The following is a 14,839-nucleotide window of genomic DNA, read 5'->3' as shown; positions in this document are numbered from 1 at the left end:
CCCGCAAAACCTCACCTAAGACAGTAAAAGACGAAGAAGTTGGCGCGCAGGAGTGATGATTCTGCGCCACGAGGGTGGGTCAGTTTTAGATGCAAAAAGTGGGTCAGTTTCTACTGCAAATCAACACTCAGCTGCCTACGCGGCAGCGAACGGCCAGAAGTCGTTCCCAACGATCTTCTCCAGTTTCTCAGCTGCCTACGCGGCAGCGAACGCAGTACGGCCGTTCCGCGATGGCGTCCATGTTTTCTCAGCTGCCTACGCGGCAGCGAACTCGCGCGCGCCCGGCGATCAGCCGCTGCTCGCTCTCTCAACTGCCTACGCGGCAGCGAACCCGCACGAGTTCCGGATCGCCGTACGCCTTCTTTTCTCAGCTGCCTACGCGGCAGCGAACCGTGGAAAGCTGATTGTTCATCGCACCGCGATATTTCTCAGCTGCCAACGCGGCAGCGAACTCGAGCACATCAGTAGCCGGGGCGAATTCAGACTTTCTCAGCTGCCTACGCGGCAGCGAACATTCGTACCGGCGCACGTTGGCGTTCGGTATAGTTTCTCAGCTGCCTACGCGGCAGCGAACCGCCGAGCGAACAGGTAGAGCCGCTTTCTGATTTTCTCAGCTGTCTACGCGGCAGCGAACACAGCGACATATCCGGCGCGGCGGGTTGAGACTTTCTCAGCTGCCTACGCGGCAGCGAACTAGACGGGCCCATCCCTACACCATTGATTTCAAAGCGCTATTACCTTTTACCAGCAAAATACCCAAATTTCCAACCCCTCTTTAACCCATTGATTTACAAGGTCTGCCCAGACAATCAAGAAAAAGGGTTAAAGCGATAGCCCGGTAACATCACGACTCATCCAGAATTCCACGACATTCCATCGTCATCGCGCCTGCGCCCCCTGCCGACCGGATAGGCAGTACAAACGCCTCGCACTCGCGCTACGTAGCCTGCGCCTACGGGAGATCAGGACAATACTTCACCAACACCCGCGTCGCGCTGTCAGAAGGAGCCTTGAGCAATCCGCGACAGCTCCAAACAACGTGTGGCATCCAGGACAAGTTCTATAGGCTGGCCTACGCGCGAGCAACGATGCCAAACAGTCACAGCGCCTCCCCAACCTCTTGCGATCAGCCTGCGCACTCATCACGCATCAACGATATAGCACGTACATGCTTGGCTCAAATGTATCGATACGGTCGTAGCGCGATTCCGTCAGCACGAACTCAGCAGCCCATCCGCTGCCACGCAGCCCGGTGATCGCCATAGGGGCGTGCCCACTAACCAGCGACGGCGCAGGCGTGGCACGAACACAATCCATCGTGACACCCGGCTCGCGCGAAGAAAATCGGGCCTTCCTGTCCCGCGCTGATTCTCGTGAGGTTCAACGACGGCGCTGGTCAACCTTCGTAGCGCCAAGTCGTTGTTCGCATACACGAGAAGGTCGGCGATCAGCGACTAGACATCGCGTAGCAGCCGAGATGCCCAAACTACCCAACCATCAGCACATCTCAACGAGGGACTAAACAGGCGGGCACTGCAGCAGTGACCTGTACTCGCGCCGCATCGTCGGCTGGTCGATGAGCAATACGATGCATGCAAAGATGGTGGCCGATGCGTTGCTGATGGCGCTCTGGCGTCGAGGGCGACTAGCCGGATTGATACATCACAGCGGCCAGGGCAGCCAATACATAAGCGAGGGCTTCCAGTCGCTCCTCAGGCAGCAAGGCATTACCTGCAACATGAGTCGTCGTGGTGATTGTTGGGACAATGCCGCGATGGAAAGCTTCTTCAGCATCCTGAAGACAGAGCGTGTGAACCGAAGTATCTATCGCACGAGGGACGCGGCGCGGGCCGACGTGTTCGATTACATCGAGCGCTTCTACAATCCGCATCGCCGACATTCAATACTGAACTTCCTTAGCCCGGTTCAGTTCGAGCAACGCATGACGGGCTAATTTACCTGTCCGGGAACGCGGGGGAAGGCCAAATTCGTCTTTTGGTGAATAGCATCGCAACTTCTACCCGCAACCCAACACCTCCTATTCCGACACCCCACCAACCGCCTCGCCACGCCGCCGCCTGACAAACCCCACCTGAAGCCCGAACAGCTTGCCAATGCTGTTAAGCGACTCCACGGTCGGATTGCCCGTGCCGCGCTCGATGTCCTGAATCACGCGCCGACTCACGCCGCGATGCGCGGCAAATTCCGCTTGCGTCAGGCCCGTCATTTTCCGCATCGCCTTCATTGCGTCGGCGATGCTCAGTTCGCCACGCTCGATGCGCTCATAGAATTCCCGGCGCTGGGCGTTCTGTTCCTCACGGCTCAGAGGGTTACGACGAGGCATACGCGTTCTCTAGGAATGACGGGAATCGGGATTCAGGGCCGTGAGTTGCCGGACCTGCGTGTCGATGGCGGGCGTCAGGAACTGCACGATGTCGTGATCGACGCCTTGCGCCAGCATGATGTCGGGAAGGCGCTCGACCTGGGTGGCGAAACGCCCGAGCGCTTCGCCAAGGCGCTGCCTTTCGTCCGCGCCGACCGGCAGCGCGGCCAGCACGTCGCCCCACTCGGTCAGCTCGACCCGCGTGGCATCCGGCCGATACCACCGGAGCGTGCGCGGCACCAGTTCGGGATCGAGATACATCGGCGCAAAATCGAATAACGGCGTCAGTTGCTGGCGTCCGTCGACAAGCTGCATGGCGGTGTTGCGCGCATGGTTGTCCGTGTTGCGCATGGCGAGGTTGAGCACATCGCGCTTGATGAACTCGAGCGTTTCGGCGTGCGGATCGGTCGCCACCCGGCGGATGGCGGCCACGACCTCGAAAAGATCCGGACGCTGATCGAAGCCGCTGAGACCCAGCAACGACGCCACGCTTTCCTGATGCAGCCGCTCGACGCGGCCATCGCGCACGCGCCGGTCGAAGCGCGGAATCAGCAGCACGTCGCCATGCAGGCTGGGCAGATGCTCATAAGTGCGAATGCCGATCTCGGCGGCCACGCGCATATAAGCCGCCTCGTTGTGCAGAACCTTGAGATCGGCGGCCGTGTTGCCGCGCGGCAGCTTGGCGATCAGGTGCTGGGCCGCCTGCGCGTCCGGCAGGACCGCGTCGCCGTGCAACAGGCCGTTCCGGTCGCGTGTGAGCAGATATTTCGGCGCGGCGCCCTGCACGCCGGTCGTGCCGGTTCCCAGCATGCCGTGCAGATACATGCGTTCCTTGAAGTCGGCGCTGCGCTCGACCACGTCGTCGATCGACATGCCCGGCAAGCCGCGCGCGTCCGGATGCCGGCGCACGTGCGACTCGAAATACGCCACCGCCTCGGCGACGCGGATGCGGCCGATGGGATTGAACGCGCCCGCACCGAGCAGCGGAAAATCCGCGTCCGGGCCGTCCTGCAGCTTGAGTTCGCCGAGCAGGAAGCGTCGGCCCGCGCCCTGCGGCACGAGGTCGTACAGGAACGCCGGCAGCGCGCGGCCGAAGCGGAATTCGGTGTCCACGGGCTCGACGAGCGACAACGGGTCATGCGTATGATCGACCGCGTACATGACCTCGAAATCCCACTGACACCGGCCGTCGCGGAATTCCACCTGAGCGCTGTCGATCCAGCGGTCATCCAGGAATATCTGCAGGGTGTATTCCACCGCTCACCTCCTATATGCCTCATAAATGTAGCACAAAGAGGTGGATCCTGCCTGAAATGCTCCTTATAAGAAGCGCGAACCGGCCGGACGCGCAAAACAGCCGTCATGCAACCGACGCTATCTCCGCTATCGCCGCGACCAGCCGCGCAATTTCCGCATCCGTCGTGAGATAGCTGACCGACGCCCGCGCCACGTTCGTCAGCCCGCGCGCGCGCATGTCGAGCGGCGTATAGGCCACGCCGCTCAATCCAATCGAGATCCCGCGCGCCGCCAACGCGGCCTGCACGGCTTGCGGATCGCGGCCCGCGAGATTGAACGCCACCAGGCCGGACCGTTCGACGCCTTCGTCGAGCAACTCGACCGCCTCGGTCTCGGCCAGACGCTGCCGCAACCGCGTCGCCATCTGATCGATACGCTGACGAATCGCGGGCACGCCAATCGCCAGCGCCTCGCGCAAGGCATTCGCGAGTCCGGCACGCAGCGCCATCGACGTTTCCGCCGACTCGAACCGACCGGCGTCGTCACGCAGACACGGCTCGCCCCGCGCATCGAGCGGCGCCGAATGACGATCCACGTACGCGGGCGTCAAACGGTCGAGAAACCCGCGCCGCACATACAGCAAGCCGGTGCCGCGCGGCGCGCGCAACGCCTTGCGCGGCGCGGCGCACAGCACGTCGCAGCCGAGTGTCCGGACGTCGATCGGGATCTGTCCGGCGGCCTGCGCGGCATCGACGAAATACGGAATGTCGAAGCGCCGCGCGATCGCGCCCACGGCGTCGGCCGGATTGATGAGGCCGCCATTCGCGGGCAGCCACGTGAGCGCGATCAGACGCACGCGTTCGTCGATCATCGAGGCGAGCGCCGCCGTATCGATCGTGCCGTCCGCGCGCGAAGGAATCACGTCGATCGTCGCGCCCGCCCGCTGCGCCGCGAACTGCATCGCGGCCAGATTGCCGCCCCATTCGTGACGTCCGACGAGCATGCGCTCGCCCGGGTTCCAGCCGCCCAGCGCCGCGAACGCCGCGCCCCAGCCTTGCGAATTGCCGCCGGTCAGCGCGATCTCGTCGGGCTGCGCGTTGAACAGTGTGGCGGCGAGCGCGCGCGCGTCGTCGGTGATGGCGCTGGCGGCGACGCCCGCTTCCATCGGCCCGCGCGTCGCCTCGCGTTCGAGCTGCGCGTGAATCGCGCTCAACGTGGCCGACGAAGGCAGCGATGCGCCCGCGTGATTGAAATGCGTCGTCGTGCGCGTGCCGGGCGTCTGGGCGCGCAGTGCGTCGACGGCGGCGTCGGTCAGGATAGTGTTCGTGGTCATGCGGTCTCCTCGAAAATCCCTGCGCTCACAGTTCGCGCAGCGCGACCACGGCATCGACTTCGACCGCCGCGCCCGCGGGCAACATCGCGACGCCGACCGCACTGCGTGCATGCCGCCCGGCATCGCCGAAAATGTCGACGATCAGATCGGACGCGCCGTTCGCCACCACGCTCTGGCGGCTGAATCCCGGCGCGCTCGCGACGAACACGCCCAGCTTGACCACGCGCGCGACGCGCTCGAGCCGGTCGCCCGTCGCGGCGGCGATCTGCGCGACGACGCCGAGCGCGCACAGACGCGCCGCTTCGATGCCATCGGCTTCCGTCACGTCGGCACCCAGTTGGCCCGCGTACGGCACGGCGTTATCGCGGCGCGCGATCTGTCCGGAAATGTAGAGCAGATGGCCGTCCTGCACGAACGACACGTAATTGGCGGCGGGCGCGGCGGCCGGTTCGAGCGTCAGCCCGAGCGCGGCGACGCGCGCCGAAATGGTGGACGCGTTGAGGGTTTCGGGCGATGCGTTCGCGGTGTTCAGTGCGGTGTTCATGGCAGGGTTCCTCGCGTGGTGCGGGTTGCTGGATTCAGGAACCCGATCCTAGCCATTCGCCTCGCCCGCGACCAATCAATCCTTGCCGCCCCGCCATGAGCGGAACTAATGCGTCGATGCGGACGAGGCGTCGTCGTCGCTTCCGTCGTCGCTATCGCACTCGTTTTCGGCGACCGCGATGAGCCAGTCGCAGAACGCATTCGCTGCTTCGCTGCGCGGTCCGGGCCGCGTGACGAGCCACCAGCCGATTTCGGGATCGTCGAGCGTCATCTCGGGAAAAACCGGCACGAGCGCACCGCTGGCGAGTTGCGGCGCGATCAGGCGATGCCGGCCCATCGCCACGCCCTGCCCGGCCAGCGCCGCCTCGACGACGATGTTGTAGTCATGCAGATGGACGGCGCGCGCCGCGCTCAGATCCACGCCGAACCGCGCGGTCCATGCGTCCCATTCGAACGGCTGTTTGCTGTGCGAAAACAGAATCGGCAGCCGCAGCAGGTCGTCAGCGCGCGTGAACGGACCGTGCGCCGCAAGCAGTTCCGGCGCGCCCACCACGGAAAGCCGCTCGGGCATCAGTTTCTGCGTTTGCACGCCGGACCAGACGCCGCGGCCGTAGCGAATCGCCACGTCCACGTCGCCCTGCGAAACATCCGCGAGTGCGATATCGGGACGCAGACGCACATCGACATCGGGAAACACCGCATGAAAATCGCGCAGACGCGGCGCGAGCCAGCGCGTGGCAAACGAGGCCAGCAGACCGACGGTCAGCGTGCCCGCCGCGTGACGCGGCGCGCGCATTGCGTCGGTGCCGCGACGCAATAGATCGAACGCGGCGTGCACGTGTTCGAAATACGCCTGGCCGTCGCTCGTCAGCGTGACGGCGCGCGCGCGCCGCTCGAACAGGCGCCGCCCGAGATCGTCTTCGAGCTTCTTGATGTGATGACTCACGGCGCTTTGCGTGACGTGAAGCTCCTCGGCCGCCGCGGTAAAACTCAAATGCCGCGCCACGGCCTCGAAGACGCGCAGCGAAAGAAGCGGTGGAATGGAGCGCGACGTAGACATGGCACGAAACATCGAATCGGGAAAGCGACGATCTTAGCGCGATTGCGCGTGGGGACCGCTTTGTCGGCGTTATAGCGGCGTTATAGCGGTGTTATATCCGCGCGCGCCTCAAGTCGCTCGCACGCGAATCAAACCGTGCGGGATTACCGTACGCCACCGCACGTCCGGCAGATAAGCATGTGAGGGAATTTTCTTGGACACGGTGATGCGCGCTCAATAACATACCAACCGTACTGTATCTCGCCGTAACGCTTTTGGAACGTCCGCGATACGCCGCCATTCGACGTGCGCCGCACGACGTTTTTGCCCAGCACCATGAATAACGCCACTCCGAATACCGCACCACGCGTCAGGCGCACACAACACGAACGCAGCACGGCGGCGCGCGTCGCGCTCATCAACGCCACGCTCGCCTGCCTCGCCGAAGTCGGTCTCGCCAAGGCGTCGATCAGCGAAATCTGCCAGCGCGCGGGACTGTCGCGCGGCGCGCTGCTCCATCACTTTCCGCACAAAAACGAATTGCTGGTGGCCGCCTACGTGGCGTGGATCAGCGGCAAACTCGACACGCTCGAACAGCGTATCGAAAACGGCGCGAGCGTACGCGACGAAGTTCGCGTGTGGCGCGCGCAAATGCGCGAGACGTTCGCGATGACGCAGGAGTTCTACGGCGCGCTGCGCAGCGACGCCGATCTGCGCGAGCGTTTCAACGCGGCATTGCTCACGCATTCGATCGGCGACGACATGCGCCATCATCCGGCGAATACGCGCATCGACCAGGCGCCCGCGCCGTGGCTCACGCGTTACGTGATCGCGTGTTTCATTCGCGGACTCTGCCTGCAGGAACTCTTCGTACGCGATGCGTCGGTTCCCGATCAGGCTTTCGAGCACTTCATCGAGATTCTGAGCGCGCACATCGAAGGCGCACGCGCGCTCGATCCGTTGCCCGCGCATTGATACCGCTGTTCCCCTGATACCCGGTCGAGTCTGACCTTCTCGCCAAGGCGTGCCTGGCTGCCATCAATATAAATATATCGGACTACTACGTATGAGAAAAAGCATATTCCGTTTGCGGGTGATTCCGGCGTTGCTGATTGGCGCAGGCACGTTGACCGCCACGCTTGCTCACGCCGACGACAACTCGAACACCGCGCAGAATCCCGCGAACGATACTGCATCGGGCGCGGATAAAAGCGGCGACAAAGTCCACAGCCTCGCCACGGTGACGATCAACGGCACGCGCCAGCAGGCGCCGAAAGTGTCGAGCGGCGCGCTCGGCACGCGCTCCGATCTGGAAACGCCGTTCTCCACGCGCGTGGTCGCGCAGCAGGAACTCGAAGACCGCCAGGTGAAATCGCTCGGCAAGGTGTTCTCGGAAGACGCGGCCGTGATGTCGCTCGGCGACACCTATTCGTTCAACGCCTATTCGATCAACGTGCGCGGCATTCCGCTCGACGACTACAACGGCTACAAGATCAACGGCCTGCCGTTCTATATGACGACCGTCGAATTGCCGGTCGAGTCGTTCGAATCGATTCAGTTGCTCAAGGGCGCATCGGGCTTCATGTACGGTTTCGGCGCGCCGGGCGGCATTATCAATTTCGTGACGAAGAAGCCGACCGACACCTTCACGTTCAGCGCCGACGTGGGCTATAGCTCGGATTCCGTGTTCAGCCAGCATATCGACACGGGCGGCCGCTTCGGACCGGACAGCATGTTCGGCTATCGCTTCAACATCACGCACGAACAGGGCGACACCTATAACGATGCGCACGTGCTGCGCAATTCGGAGTCGCTGTCGCTCGATGCGCGCCTCACGCGCTCGCTCACGTGGACCTTCGACGGCCTCTATCAGTCGCGCAAGGTCGACGGCGGCATTCAGGACGTCATGCTCAGCGACTACACCGGCACGAGCCTGCCGCGCGCGCCGAGCGGACGCACGAATCTCTCCGCTTACGGCGATACGTTCTTCAATTCGAACGTGTATTTCGTCAGCAGCGGTCTGCACTGGCAGATCGATCCCGTCTGGAAAGCGAGCATCGACTATAGCCACAGCAAGGACGAACGCAATTATTCCGGCCAGTGGCTCGATCTGCTCAACGAGCAAGGCGACTTCAACACCTATCTGAACCGTTCGCGCGGATCGTCGATTTACGACGTCGTGCAGGCCACGCTCGAAGGCAAGTTCTCGACCGGCCCGGTCGATCATCAGGTCGTGCTGGGCGTGTCCCAGCAATGGCTCACGAAGAAAACCGTGCCGGCCTCGCTCTATACCGATATCGGCTCGAATAATCTTTACGACACGATCACGCAGCACACGTGGGACGGCACCTACGATTACAGCCAGCAGTACAACAATTTCAACTCGCAGCAGAAGTCGATTTTCGCGAGCGATACGCTGAGCTTCCTGAAATACTGGTCGATTCTCGCGGGCATCCGCTACACGAGCTATCACCAGACGTCGTGGACTTCGCCGTCCACGTCGCCGGTCAGCTATACGCAGAATCCGGTCACGCCGACGCTCGCGCTGATGTTCCGTCCGCGCAGCGACCTGCTGTTCTACGCGAGCTATGTGGAAGCGCTCGAAGACGGCGGCACGGCAGCCGAAGGCTACGCGAACGCGAACCAGGTGCTCGATCCGATCAAGAGCAAGCAGTATGAAGTGGGCGTGAAATACGACGGCCGCCATGTGGGTGCGTCGGCGGCGCTGTTCCGCATCGAGCGCGGCGCGGAGTACGGCAACGCGCAGAACGTCTACGTCTCGAACGGCAAGGAGCGCATCAACGGCCTCGAACTCGACGGTCACGTCGATCTGCCTGCGGGCTTCCGTGTGGCCGCGAGCACGGCCTGGGAAGCGGGCACGTATAGCGAAACCGAGGCCGATCTGATCGGCAAGCGCATCGAGGGCATTCCGCGCTGGCAGGCCACGCTGCAACTGAGCGATCGCATTCCGGGCGTGACGGGCCTCACCGCGAACGCCGAAGCGCATTACTACGGCAGCATGATGGCCGATGCGAACAACAACTACGTGCTGCCGAGCTTCACGCTGTTCAACGCGGGGCTGAGTTATCGCACGACGGTGGCCGGTCATGGCGTGACGCTGCGCGCCGAAGTCGACAACATTTTCAACCGGCATTACTGGGGCTTCCTCCAGTCCGACTATATGTTCGTCGGTGCGCCGCGCACGCTCGCGCTCAACGCGCGATTCGATCTGTGAGCGCCGCCCTGCTCCGTTCCGGTGCCTTGTTCGGGAATGCGCGGCTATGAGCGCGTTCCCGCAAAACGCAAAGCGGCGCGCGCGCATCCGGGCAGGCGTGTGCGCGATCGTCTTCGCGCAAGTCACGGCGATGGCGCATGCGGCGAGTCATGAGGCAAACGGCACGACGAACGGCGCGTCGAACAACGAAGCGCAACCGCACTGGCAAACCACCCTCGCCCTGTTCGACGACGCCCGCCCCGCCGTCGTCCCGGCGCGCCTGCCCTACGCCGACGACACACCGCCGCACGGCGGCACGCTGCGGCTCGCGAATTACATCGACGCCACGCCCATCGTCACCTCGTACGACTCGCTCAATCCGTTCCTGCTGCGCGGCAACGCCGCGCCGGCCGCGCCGATTTTGCTGTTCGAAACGCTGATGCAACGCAGCCTCGACGACGTCAGCACGCAATATCCGCTGCTCGCCGACCGCGTGGCCATCGCACCGGACGGGCTCTCGGCGACCTTCCATCTGAATCCCGCCGCGCGATTCTCGAACGGCAAACCCGTGACCGCCGACGACGTCGTCTGGTCGTTCGAATGCCTGAGCCGCGCGCCCACGTCGCCGTTCTACAGCGGCCGCTACGCGCTGATCCGCGCGGCGCATGCGCTCGACGCGCAAACCGTGCGCTTCGACTTTCGCTCGGCGCAGCGACGCGCCGTGCTCGACGCGGGCGACCTCTACGTGTTCTCGCGCGACTGGGCGCGCACGCCCGCGGGCGGCACACGCAGCTTCGACCAGCTCGCGACCGTACCGCCCATCGCGAGCGGCCCGTACCTGATCGCCTCGCGCGCGAGCAACCGCGAAATCGTTTACCGGCGCGATCCGCATTACTGGGGCGCGGATCTGCCCGTGCGGCGCGGCATGTTCAACTTCGACACCGTGAGCTTTCGCCTCTACAGCGACGACTCCGCGCCGCTCCAGGCGTTCCGCGCGGGCGATATCGACGCCATGTTCGAAGGCAGCGCCGAGCAATGGACGCGCAATTACAGCGGTCCCGGTTTCGCCGCCGGCACGCTGCACAAGCAGGAATTCGCCGAGCAAGGCATCAGCGACGCGCAAGGCCTGTTCTTCAATCTGCGCCGCAAAAAGTTCCAGGACCCGCGCGTGCGCGAAGCCGTGGGTCTCGCGCTCGATTACGAGTGGATCAACCGCAACATGTTCTTCGGGCAGTACGAACGCAGCCAGGGCTTTTTCGACGACAGCGAATTCGCCGCGCGCGGCGCGCCCGACGCGGACGAACTCGCACTGCTCGAACCGCTGCGCGCGAAGCTGCCGCCCGAGGTATTCGGCGAGGTGCCGCCGCAGCCGCAAACCACGGGACGCGACGGCCTGCGCCGCAATCTCGCGCGCGCCGAAGCGCTGCTCGACAGCGCGGGCTGGCAGTACCGCGACGGCGTGCTGCGCGATGCATCGGGCGCGCCGTTCACGATCGAACTGCTCGACGACGGCACCGGCATGCAGCGCATCCTGATGGTGATCGTGCGCAATCTGCGCATGCTCGGCATCGACGCGCGGCTGCGCATCATGGATCAGACGGTCATCAACGAGCGCCTCAAGCATTTCGATTTCGACATGACGACGCTCGGCTATCGCGCGGCGAGTGTGCCGGGCGGCGAACTCGCGCGGCGCTTCGGCAGCGAGGCCGCGCAGACGCCCGGTTCGGAAAACTACGCGGGCGTGAACTCGCCCGCCGTCGATGCGCTGATCGCCGACGTGCAGCACGCGCACAGCGAACACGCGCTGGTGACGGCGGCGCGCGCGCTCGACCGCGTGCTGCGTTGCGAACGCATCATGGTGCCCGAGTGGCACATCACGCACGCGCGCGTCGCGTGGAACCGCCGCATCGCGCCGCCCGCGCGGGTGCCGAAGCAATATCCGTGGATGGACTGGGTGATCGGCTGGTGGCACGCCGCGCCGCAGAACGCGCCCGCTTTCGCGCAACGACAGGAGTAAGCGCATCATGATCGCCTATATCGGCCGGCGTCTCGCGTTGATGATCCCCACGCTGCTCGGCGTGCTCACGGTCACGTTCATCATCATGCAGTTCGTGCCCGGCGGTCCCGTCGAGCAGGTAATGGCGCGCCTGCAAGGCACGTCGATGCATGGCGAGGGCGGCGGCGGCAACGGCGGCTATCACGGCAACGAAGGCGTCGATCCCGCGCAGATCGCGGCGATCCACCACGAATTCGGTTTCGACCAGCCGCCGCTCACGCGTTACGTCCGCATGCTCGCGCATTACGCGCGCTTCGATCTGGGCCAGTCGTTCTTTCAGCATCGCTCGGTGTGGGAGCTGATACGCAGCAAATTGCCGGTGACGGTCACGCTCGGCAGCTTCACGCTCGTGCTCACCTATCTGATCGCGGTGCCGCTCGGCATTGCGAAGGCGCTGCATCGCGGCACAGCGTTTGACTTCGCAACCAGCGCCGCGCTGCTGGCCGCCTATGCGATTCCCGGCTTCGTGCTCGGCGTGCTGCTGATGATGCTGTTCGGCGGCGATCTGTTCCTGCATGTGTTTCCGCTCGGCGGCTTCGGCTCGGAAGGCCATGACGCGCTGCCGTTCGCGCAACGCGTGCTGGACCGGCTCTGGCATCTGGTGCTGCCGGTGACTGCGTCGGTGACCGGCAGTCTCGCGGTGGTCTCGCTGCTCACGCGCAACGCGTTTCTCGACGAACTCGCGCGCCAGTATGTGCTGACCGCGCGCGCGAAAGGCGCGGCGCGCAGCGCGGTGGTCTGGCGGCACGTGCTGCGCAACGCGCTGCTGCCGCTCGCGACCGGCCTGCCCGCCGCGTTCATCGCCGCTTATGTGAGCGGGAGTTTACTGATCGAGACGCTGTTCTCGCTCGACGGCGTGGGCCGCCTTTCGTACGACGCCATCGTGGGCCGCGACTATCCGGTCGTGCTCGGCTCGCTGTTCGTGTTCACGGTGGTCAGTCTCATCGCGCGGCTCGCGGGCGATCTTGCCTACGCGCTGATCGATCCGCGTATTCATTTCGGCGGCAACGGCCGCTGACTTCGGGGTTCTGCATGGAAGCCATCACACCGCTGCGCGACGAGGCGCAGCCCGCGTTCGACGCAGAAAAACCGGCCGCGCCGGACCTTGCGCCGATTGAAAGCGGCGCGCCCGTCGTGCACGATTCGCCCGCATCGACGCCATTCTGGCGACGTCTGCGCCGCCAGCGACTGGGCTGGGCGAGCCTGATCGTGTTCGCCGTGCTGTTCGCCGCCAGCCTCTGCGCGGGCGCGATCGCCAACGACCGGCCACTCGTCGCGCGCTATCACGGCCACTGGTTGTTCCCCGCGCTGCACGTCTACGCCGATCGCGACTTCGGCGGCGCGCTGCCCACCGAGGCCGACTATCTCGATCCCTTCATACGCGACCAGTTCTCGCGCGACGGCAATTTCGCGCTCTACGCACCGTGCCCGTTCCGCTACGACACCGTGAACTATCACTCGGCGCGACCGTTTCCCGCGCCGCCATCGGCGCAAAACTGGCTCGGCACCGACGCCTATGGCCGCGACGTATTCGCGCGCGCCCTCTACGGCCTGCGCAGCTCCGTGCTGTTCGCGTTCGCGCTCACGCTCAGCGGCGCGCTGATCGGCGTGCTCGCGGGCGCGTTGCAGGGCTATCACGCGGGCCGCGTCGATCTGCTCGGCCAGCGCCTGATCGAAATCTGGAACGCGCTGCCCGACCTCTATCTGCTGATCATTCTGTCGTCGATCTTCGAACCGAGCCTCGCGCTGCTGTTCGTGCTGCTCGCCGCGTTCGGCTGGATCACGCTGTCCGATTACGTGCGCAGCGAATTCCTGCAAAAGCGCGCGCTCGATTACGTGCGGGCCGCGCGCACGCTCGGGCTGTCCGACTGGCAGATCATGTGGCGGCACATTCTGCCGAACAGTCTCACGCCCGTCATCACGTGGCTGCCGTTTCGCATGAGCGCCGCGATTCTCTCGCTCGCGAGCCTCGACTTTCTGGGGCTCGGCGTGCCGCCGCCCGCGCCGAGCCTCGGCGAACTGCTGGCCGAAGGCAAGGACCATCTCAACGCGTGGTGGATTTCGGCGACGGCGATTGCCGCGCTGGTCGTCACGCTGCTGCTGCTCACGTTTATCGGCGATGCGTTGCGCGAATCGCTGTCGACCGATCGTCATCGCGCGCACGACAACACTCAGGAGCGTTCATGACGACGCCAGTTCTCGAAGTCGACGGCCTCGACATTCGCATCGGATCGCGACGCATCGTCCGCGGCATCGATCTGACGATCGCGCGCGGCGAGCGCGTCGCGCTGGTCGGCGAATCGGGCTCGGGCAAGAGTCTCACGGCGCTCGCGCTGCTCGGTCTCGCCGACGCCGCGCAGGTCAGCGGCAGCGTGCGGCTCGCGGGCCACGAATTGCTCGACAAGAGCGAGGCGCAATGGCGCGCCGTGCGCGGCCGCGACATCGCCATGGTGTTTCAGGAGCCGATGACGGCGCTCAATCCGCTCTGGAGCATCGGGCGGCAGATCGGCGAAAGCCTGCGTCTGCATGCGAATCTGCGCGGCGCGGCCGCACGCGAACGCGCGATTGCGCTGCTGCGGCGCACCGGCATTGCCGAACCCGAGCGCAAGGTCGATTGCTATCCGCATCAATTGTCGGGCGGACAACGCCAGCGCGCGATGATCGCGATGGCGCTCGCCTGCAACCCGCGCCTCTTGATCGCCGACGAACCGACCACCGCGCTCGACGTGACCGTGCGCCGCCAGATCGTCGATCTGCTGATCGAGCTGCAGGAAGCCGACGCGGACGGGCGCGGCCTCGCCGTGCTGCTGATCACGCACGACCTGCATCTGGTGCGGCGTTTCGCGCATCGCGTGGCGGTGATGCAGCATGGCGCGATTGTCGAGCAAGGCGCGACCGAGGCGCTGTTCGCGACGCAGCGGCATCCTTACACGCGCAAGCTGTTCGACAGCGCGCCGCGCCGCGCGCTCGCGCCGGTCGCCGACGACGCGCCGCGCGTGCTCGCCATCGAAGGACTGCGCGCCGGCTATCGCGCG

11 protein-coding genes, 1 pseudogene and 1 CRISPR repeat array are annotated in these 14,839 nt (G+C 64.8%); of the genes and pseudogenes, 7 read left to right on the top strand and 5 right to left on the bottom strand.

Going from position 1 to position 14,839, the window contains the following annotated elements:
* Window positions 1-123: 123 nt before the first annotated feature.
* Window positions 124-694: direct repeats of the CRISPR family, unit length 25 nt; unit sequence CTCAGCTGCCTACGCGGCAGCGAAC.
* An 849-nt stretch (window positions 695-1,543) separates the two neighbouring features.
* Window positions 1,544-1,954: pseudogene (locus tag G3N97_RS28055) on the top strand (IS3 family transposase); the annotation flags it as partial.
* 84 nt (window positions 1,955-2,038) lie between these two features.
* Here G3N97_RS28055 and G3N97_RS28050 read toward each other — a convergent pair.
* The 5 genes from G3N97_RS28050 to gcvA all read right to left on the bottom strand — a co-directional run bounded on the left by G3N97_RS28050 (window position 2,039) and on the right by gcvA (window position 6,555).
* On the bottom strand, window positions 2,039-2,344 hold the full coding sequence (locus G3N97_RS28050; RefSeq protein ID WP_205996259.1) for a helix-turn-helix domain-containing protein: 306 nt from the start codon (window positions 2,342-2,344) through the stop codon (window positions 2,039-2,041).
* A gap of 9 nt (window positions 2,345-2,353) precedes the next feature.
* Entirely contained in the window at window positions 2,354-3,640 is a 1,287-nt protein-coding gene (locus G3N97_RS28045) for a HipA domain-containing protein (RefSeq protein ID WP_346778130.1), read from the bottom strand.
* A gap of 103 nt (window positions 3,641-3,743) precedes the next feature.
* Window positions 3,744-4,952 (bottom strand): aminotransferase class V-fold PLP-dependent enzyme, encoded by a 1,209-nt coding sequence (locus G3N97_RS28040; protein ID WP_205996258.1) that lies wholly within the window; start codon window positions 4,950-4,952, stop codon window positions 3,744-3,746.
* 25 nt (window positions 4,953-4,977) lie between these two features.
* On the bottom strand, window positions 4,978-5,496 hold the full coding sequence (locus tag G3N97_RS28035) for a RidA family protein (RefSeq protein ID WP_205996257.1): 519 nt from the start codon (window positions 5,494-5,496) through the stop codon (window positions 4,978-4,980).
* A 105-nt stretch (window positions 5,497-5,601) separates the two neighbouring features.
* Window positions 5,602-6,555 carry a transcriptional regulator GcvA gene (gcvA, locus tag G3N97_RS28030; RefSeq protein WP_205996256.1) on the bottom strand — a complete coding sequence of 318 codons (954 nt, stop codon included), beginning with the start codon at window positions 6,553-6,555 and terminating at the stop codon, window positions 5,602-5,604.
* A gap of 315 nt (window positions 6,556-6,870) precedes the next feature.
* On the opposite strand from gcvA, the gene G3N97_RS28025 reads away from it, so the two are divergent.
* The 6 genes from G3N97_RS28025 to G3N97_RS28000 all read left to right on the top strand — a co-directional run.
* On the top strand, window positions 6,871-7,509 hold the full coding sequence (locus tag G3N97_RS28025) for a TetR/AcrR family transcriptional regulator (RefSeq protein WP_205996255.1): 639 nt from the start codon (window positions 6,871-6,873) through the stop codon (window positions 7,507-7,509).
* Window positions 7,510-7,600: 91 nt separating this feature from the next.
* A complete protein-coding gene (locus G3N97_RS28020; RefSeq protein ID WP_205996254.1) occupies window positions 7,601-9,769 on the top strand; it encodes a TonB-dependent siderophore receptor in 2,169 nt (722 codons plus the stop codon).
* 46 nt (window positions 9,770-9,815) lie between these two features.
* Entirely contained in the window at window positions 9,816-11,765 is a 1,950-nt protein-coding gene (locus G3N97_RS28015) for an extracellular solute-binding protein (RefSeq protein ID WP_241030871.1), read from the top strand.
* 7 nt (window positions 11,766-11,772) lie between these two features.
* Window positions 11,773-12,822, top strand: coding sequence for an ABC transporter permease subunit (locus G3N97_RS28010; protein ID WP_205996253.1), 1,050 nt, complete (start codon window positions 11,773-11,775; stop codon window positions 12,820-12,822).
* 14 nt (window positions 12,823-12,836) lie between these two features.
* On the top strand, window positions 12,837-13,991 hold the full coding sequence (locus G3N97_RS28005; protein WP_205996252.1) for an ABC transporter permease: 1,155 nt from the start codon (window positions 12,837-12,839) through the stop codon (window positions 13,989-13,991).
* On the top strand, window positions 13,988-14,839 hold an 852-nt coding region (locus G3N97_RS28000), incomplete at its 3' end, for an ATP-binding cassette domain-containing protein (protein WP_205996251.1). The genes G3N97_RS28005 and G3N97_RS28000, both read left to right, overlap by 4 nt.

The sequence above is a fragment of the Paraburkholderia sp. Ac-20347 genome, from assembly GCF_017104805.1.
Lineage (GTDB): Bacteria > Pseudomonadota > Gammaproteobacteria > Burkholderiales > Burkholderiaceae > Paraburkholderia > Paraburkholderia tropica.
Note: the sequence above shows the minus strand (reverse complement) of the source record. Positions and strands in the feature narration are given on the sequence as shown.

Excerpts from the sequence above, each read along its gene's own strand:
- G3N97_RS28025 (WP_205996255.1), top strand. The coding sequence starts at position 6,871 with ATGAATAACGCCACTCCGAATACCGCACCACGCGTCAGGCGCACACAA.
- G3N97_RS28035 (WP_205996257.1), bottom strand. The coding sequence starts at position 5,496 with ATGAACACCGCACTGAACACCGCGAACGCATCGCCCGAAACCCTCAAC.
- G3N97_RS28010 (WP_205996253.1), top strand. The coding sequence starts at position 11,773 with ATGATCGCCTATATCGGCCGGCGTCTCGCGTTGATGATCCCCACGCTG.
- G3N97_RS28040 (WP_205996258.1), bottom strand. The coding sequence starts at position 4,952 with ATGACCACGAACACTATCCTGACCGACGCCGCCGTCGACGCACTGCGC.
- G3N97_RS28015 (WP_241030871.1), top strand. The coding sequence starts at position 9,816 with ATGAGCGCGTTCCCGCAAAACGCAAAGCGGCGCGCGCGCATCCGGGCA.
- G3N97_RS28050 (WP_205996259.1), bottom strand. The coding sequence starts at position 2,344 with ATGCCTCGTCGTAACCCTCTGAGCCGTGAGGAACAGAACGCCCAGCGC.
- gcvA (WP_205996256.1), bottom strand. The coding sequence starts at position 6,555 with ATGTCTACGTCGCGCTCCATTCCACCGCTTCTTTCGCTGCGCGTCTTC.
- G3N97_RS28020 (WP_205996254.1), top strand. The coding sequence starts at position 7,601 with ATGAGAAAAAGCATATTCCGTTTGCGGGTGATTCCGGCGTTGCTGATT.
- G3N97_RS28005 (WP_205996252.1), top strand. The coding sequence starts at position 12,837 with ATGGAAGCCATCACACCGCTGCGCGACGAGGCGCAGCCCGCGTTCGAC.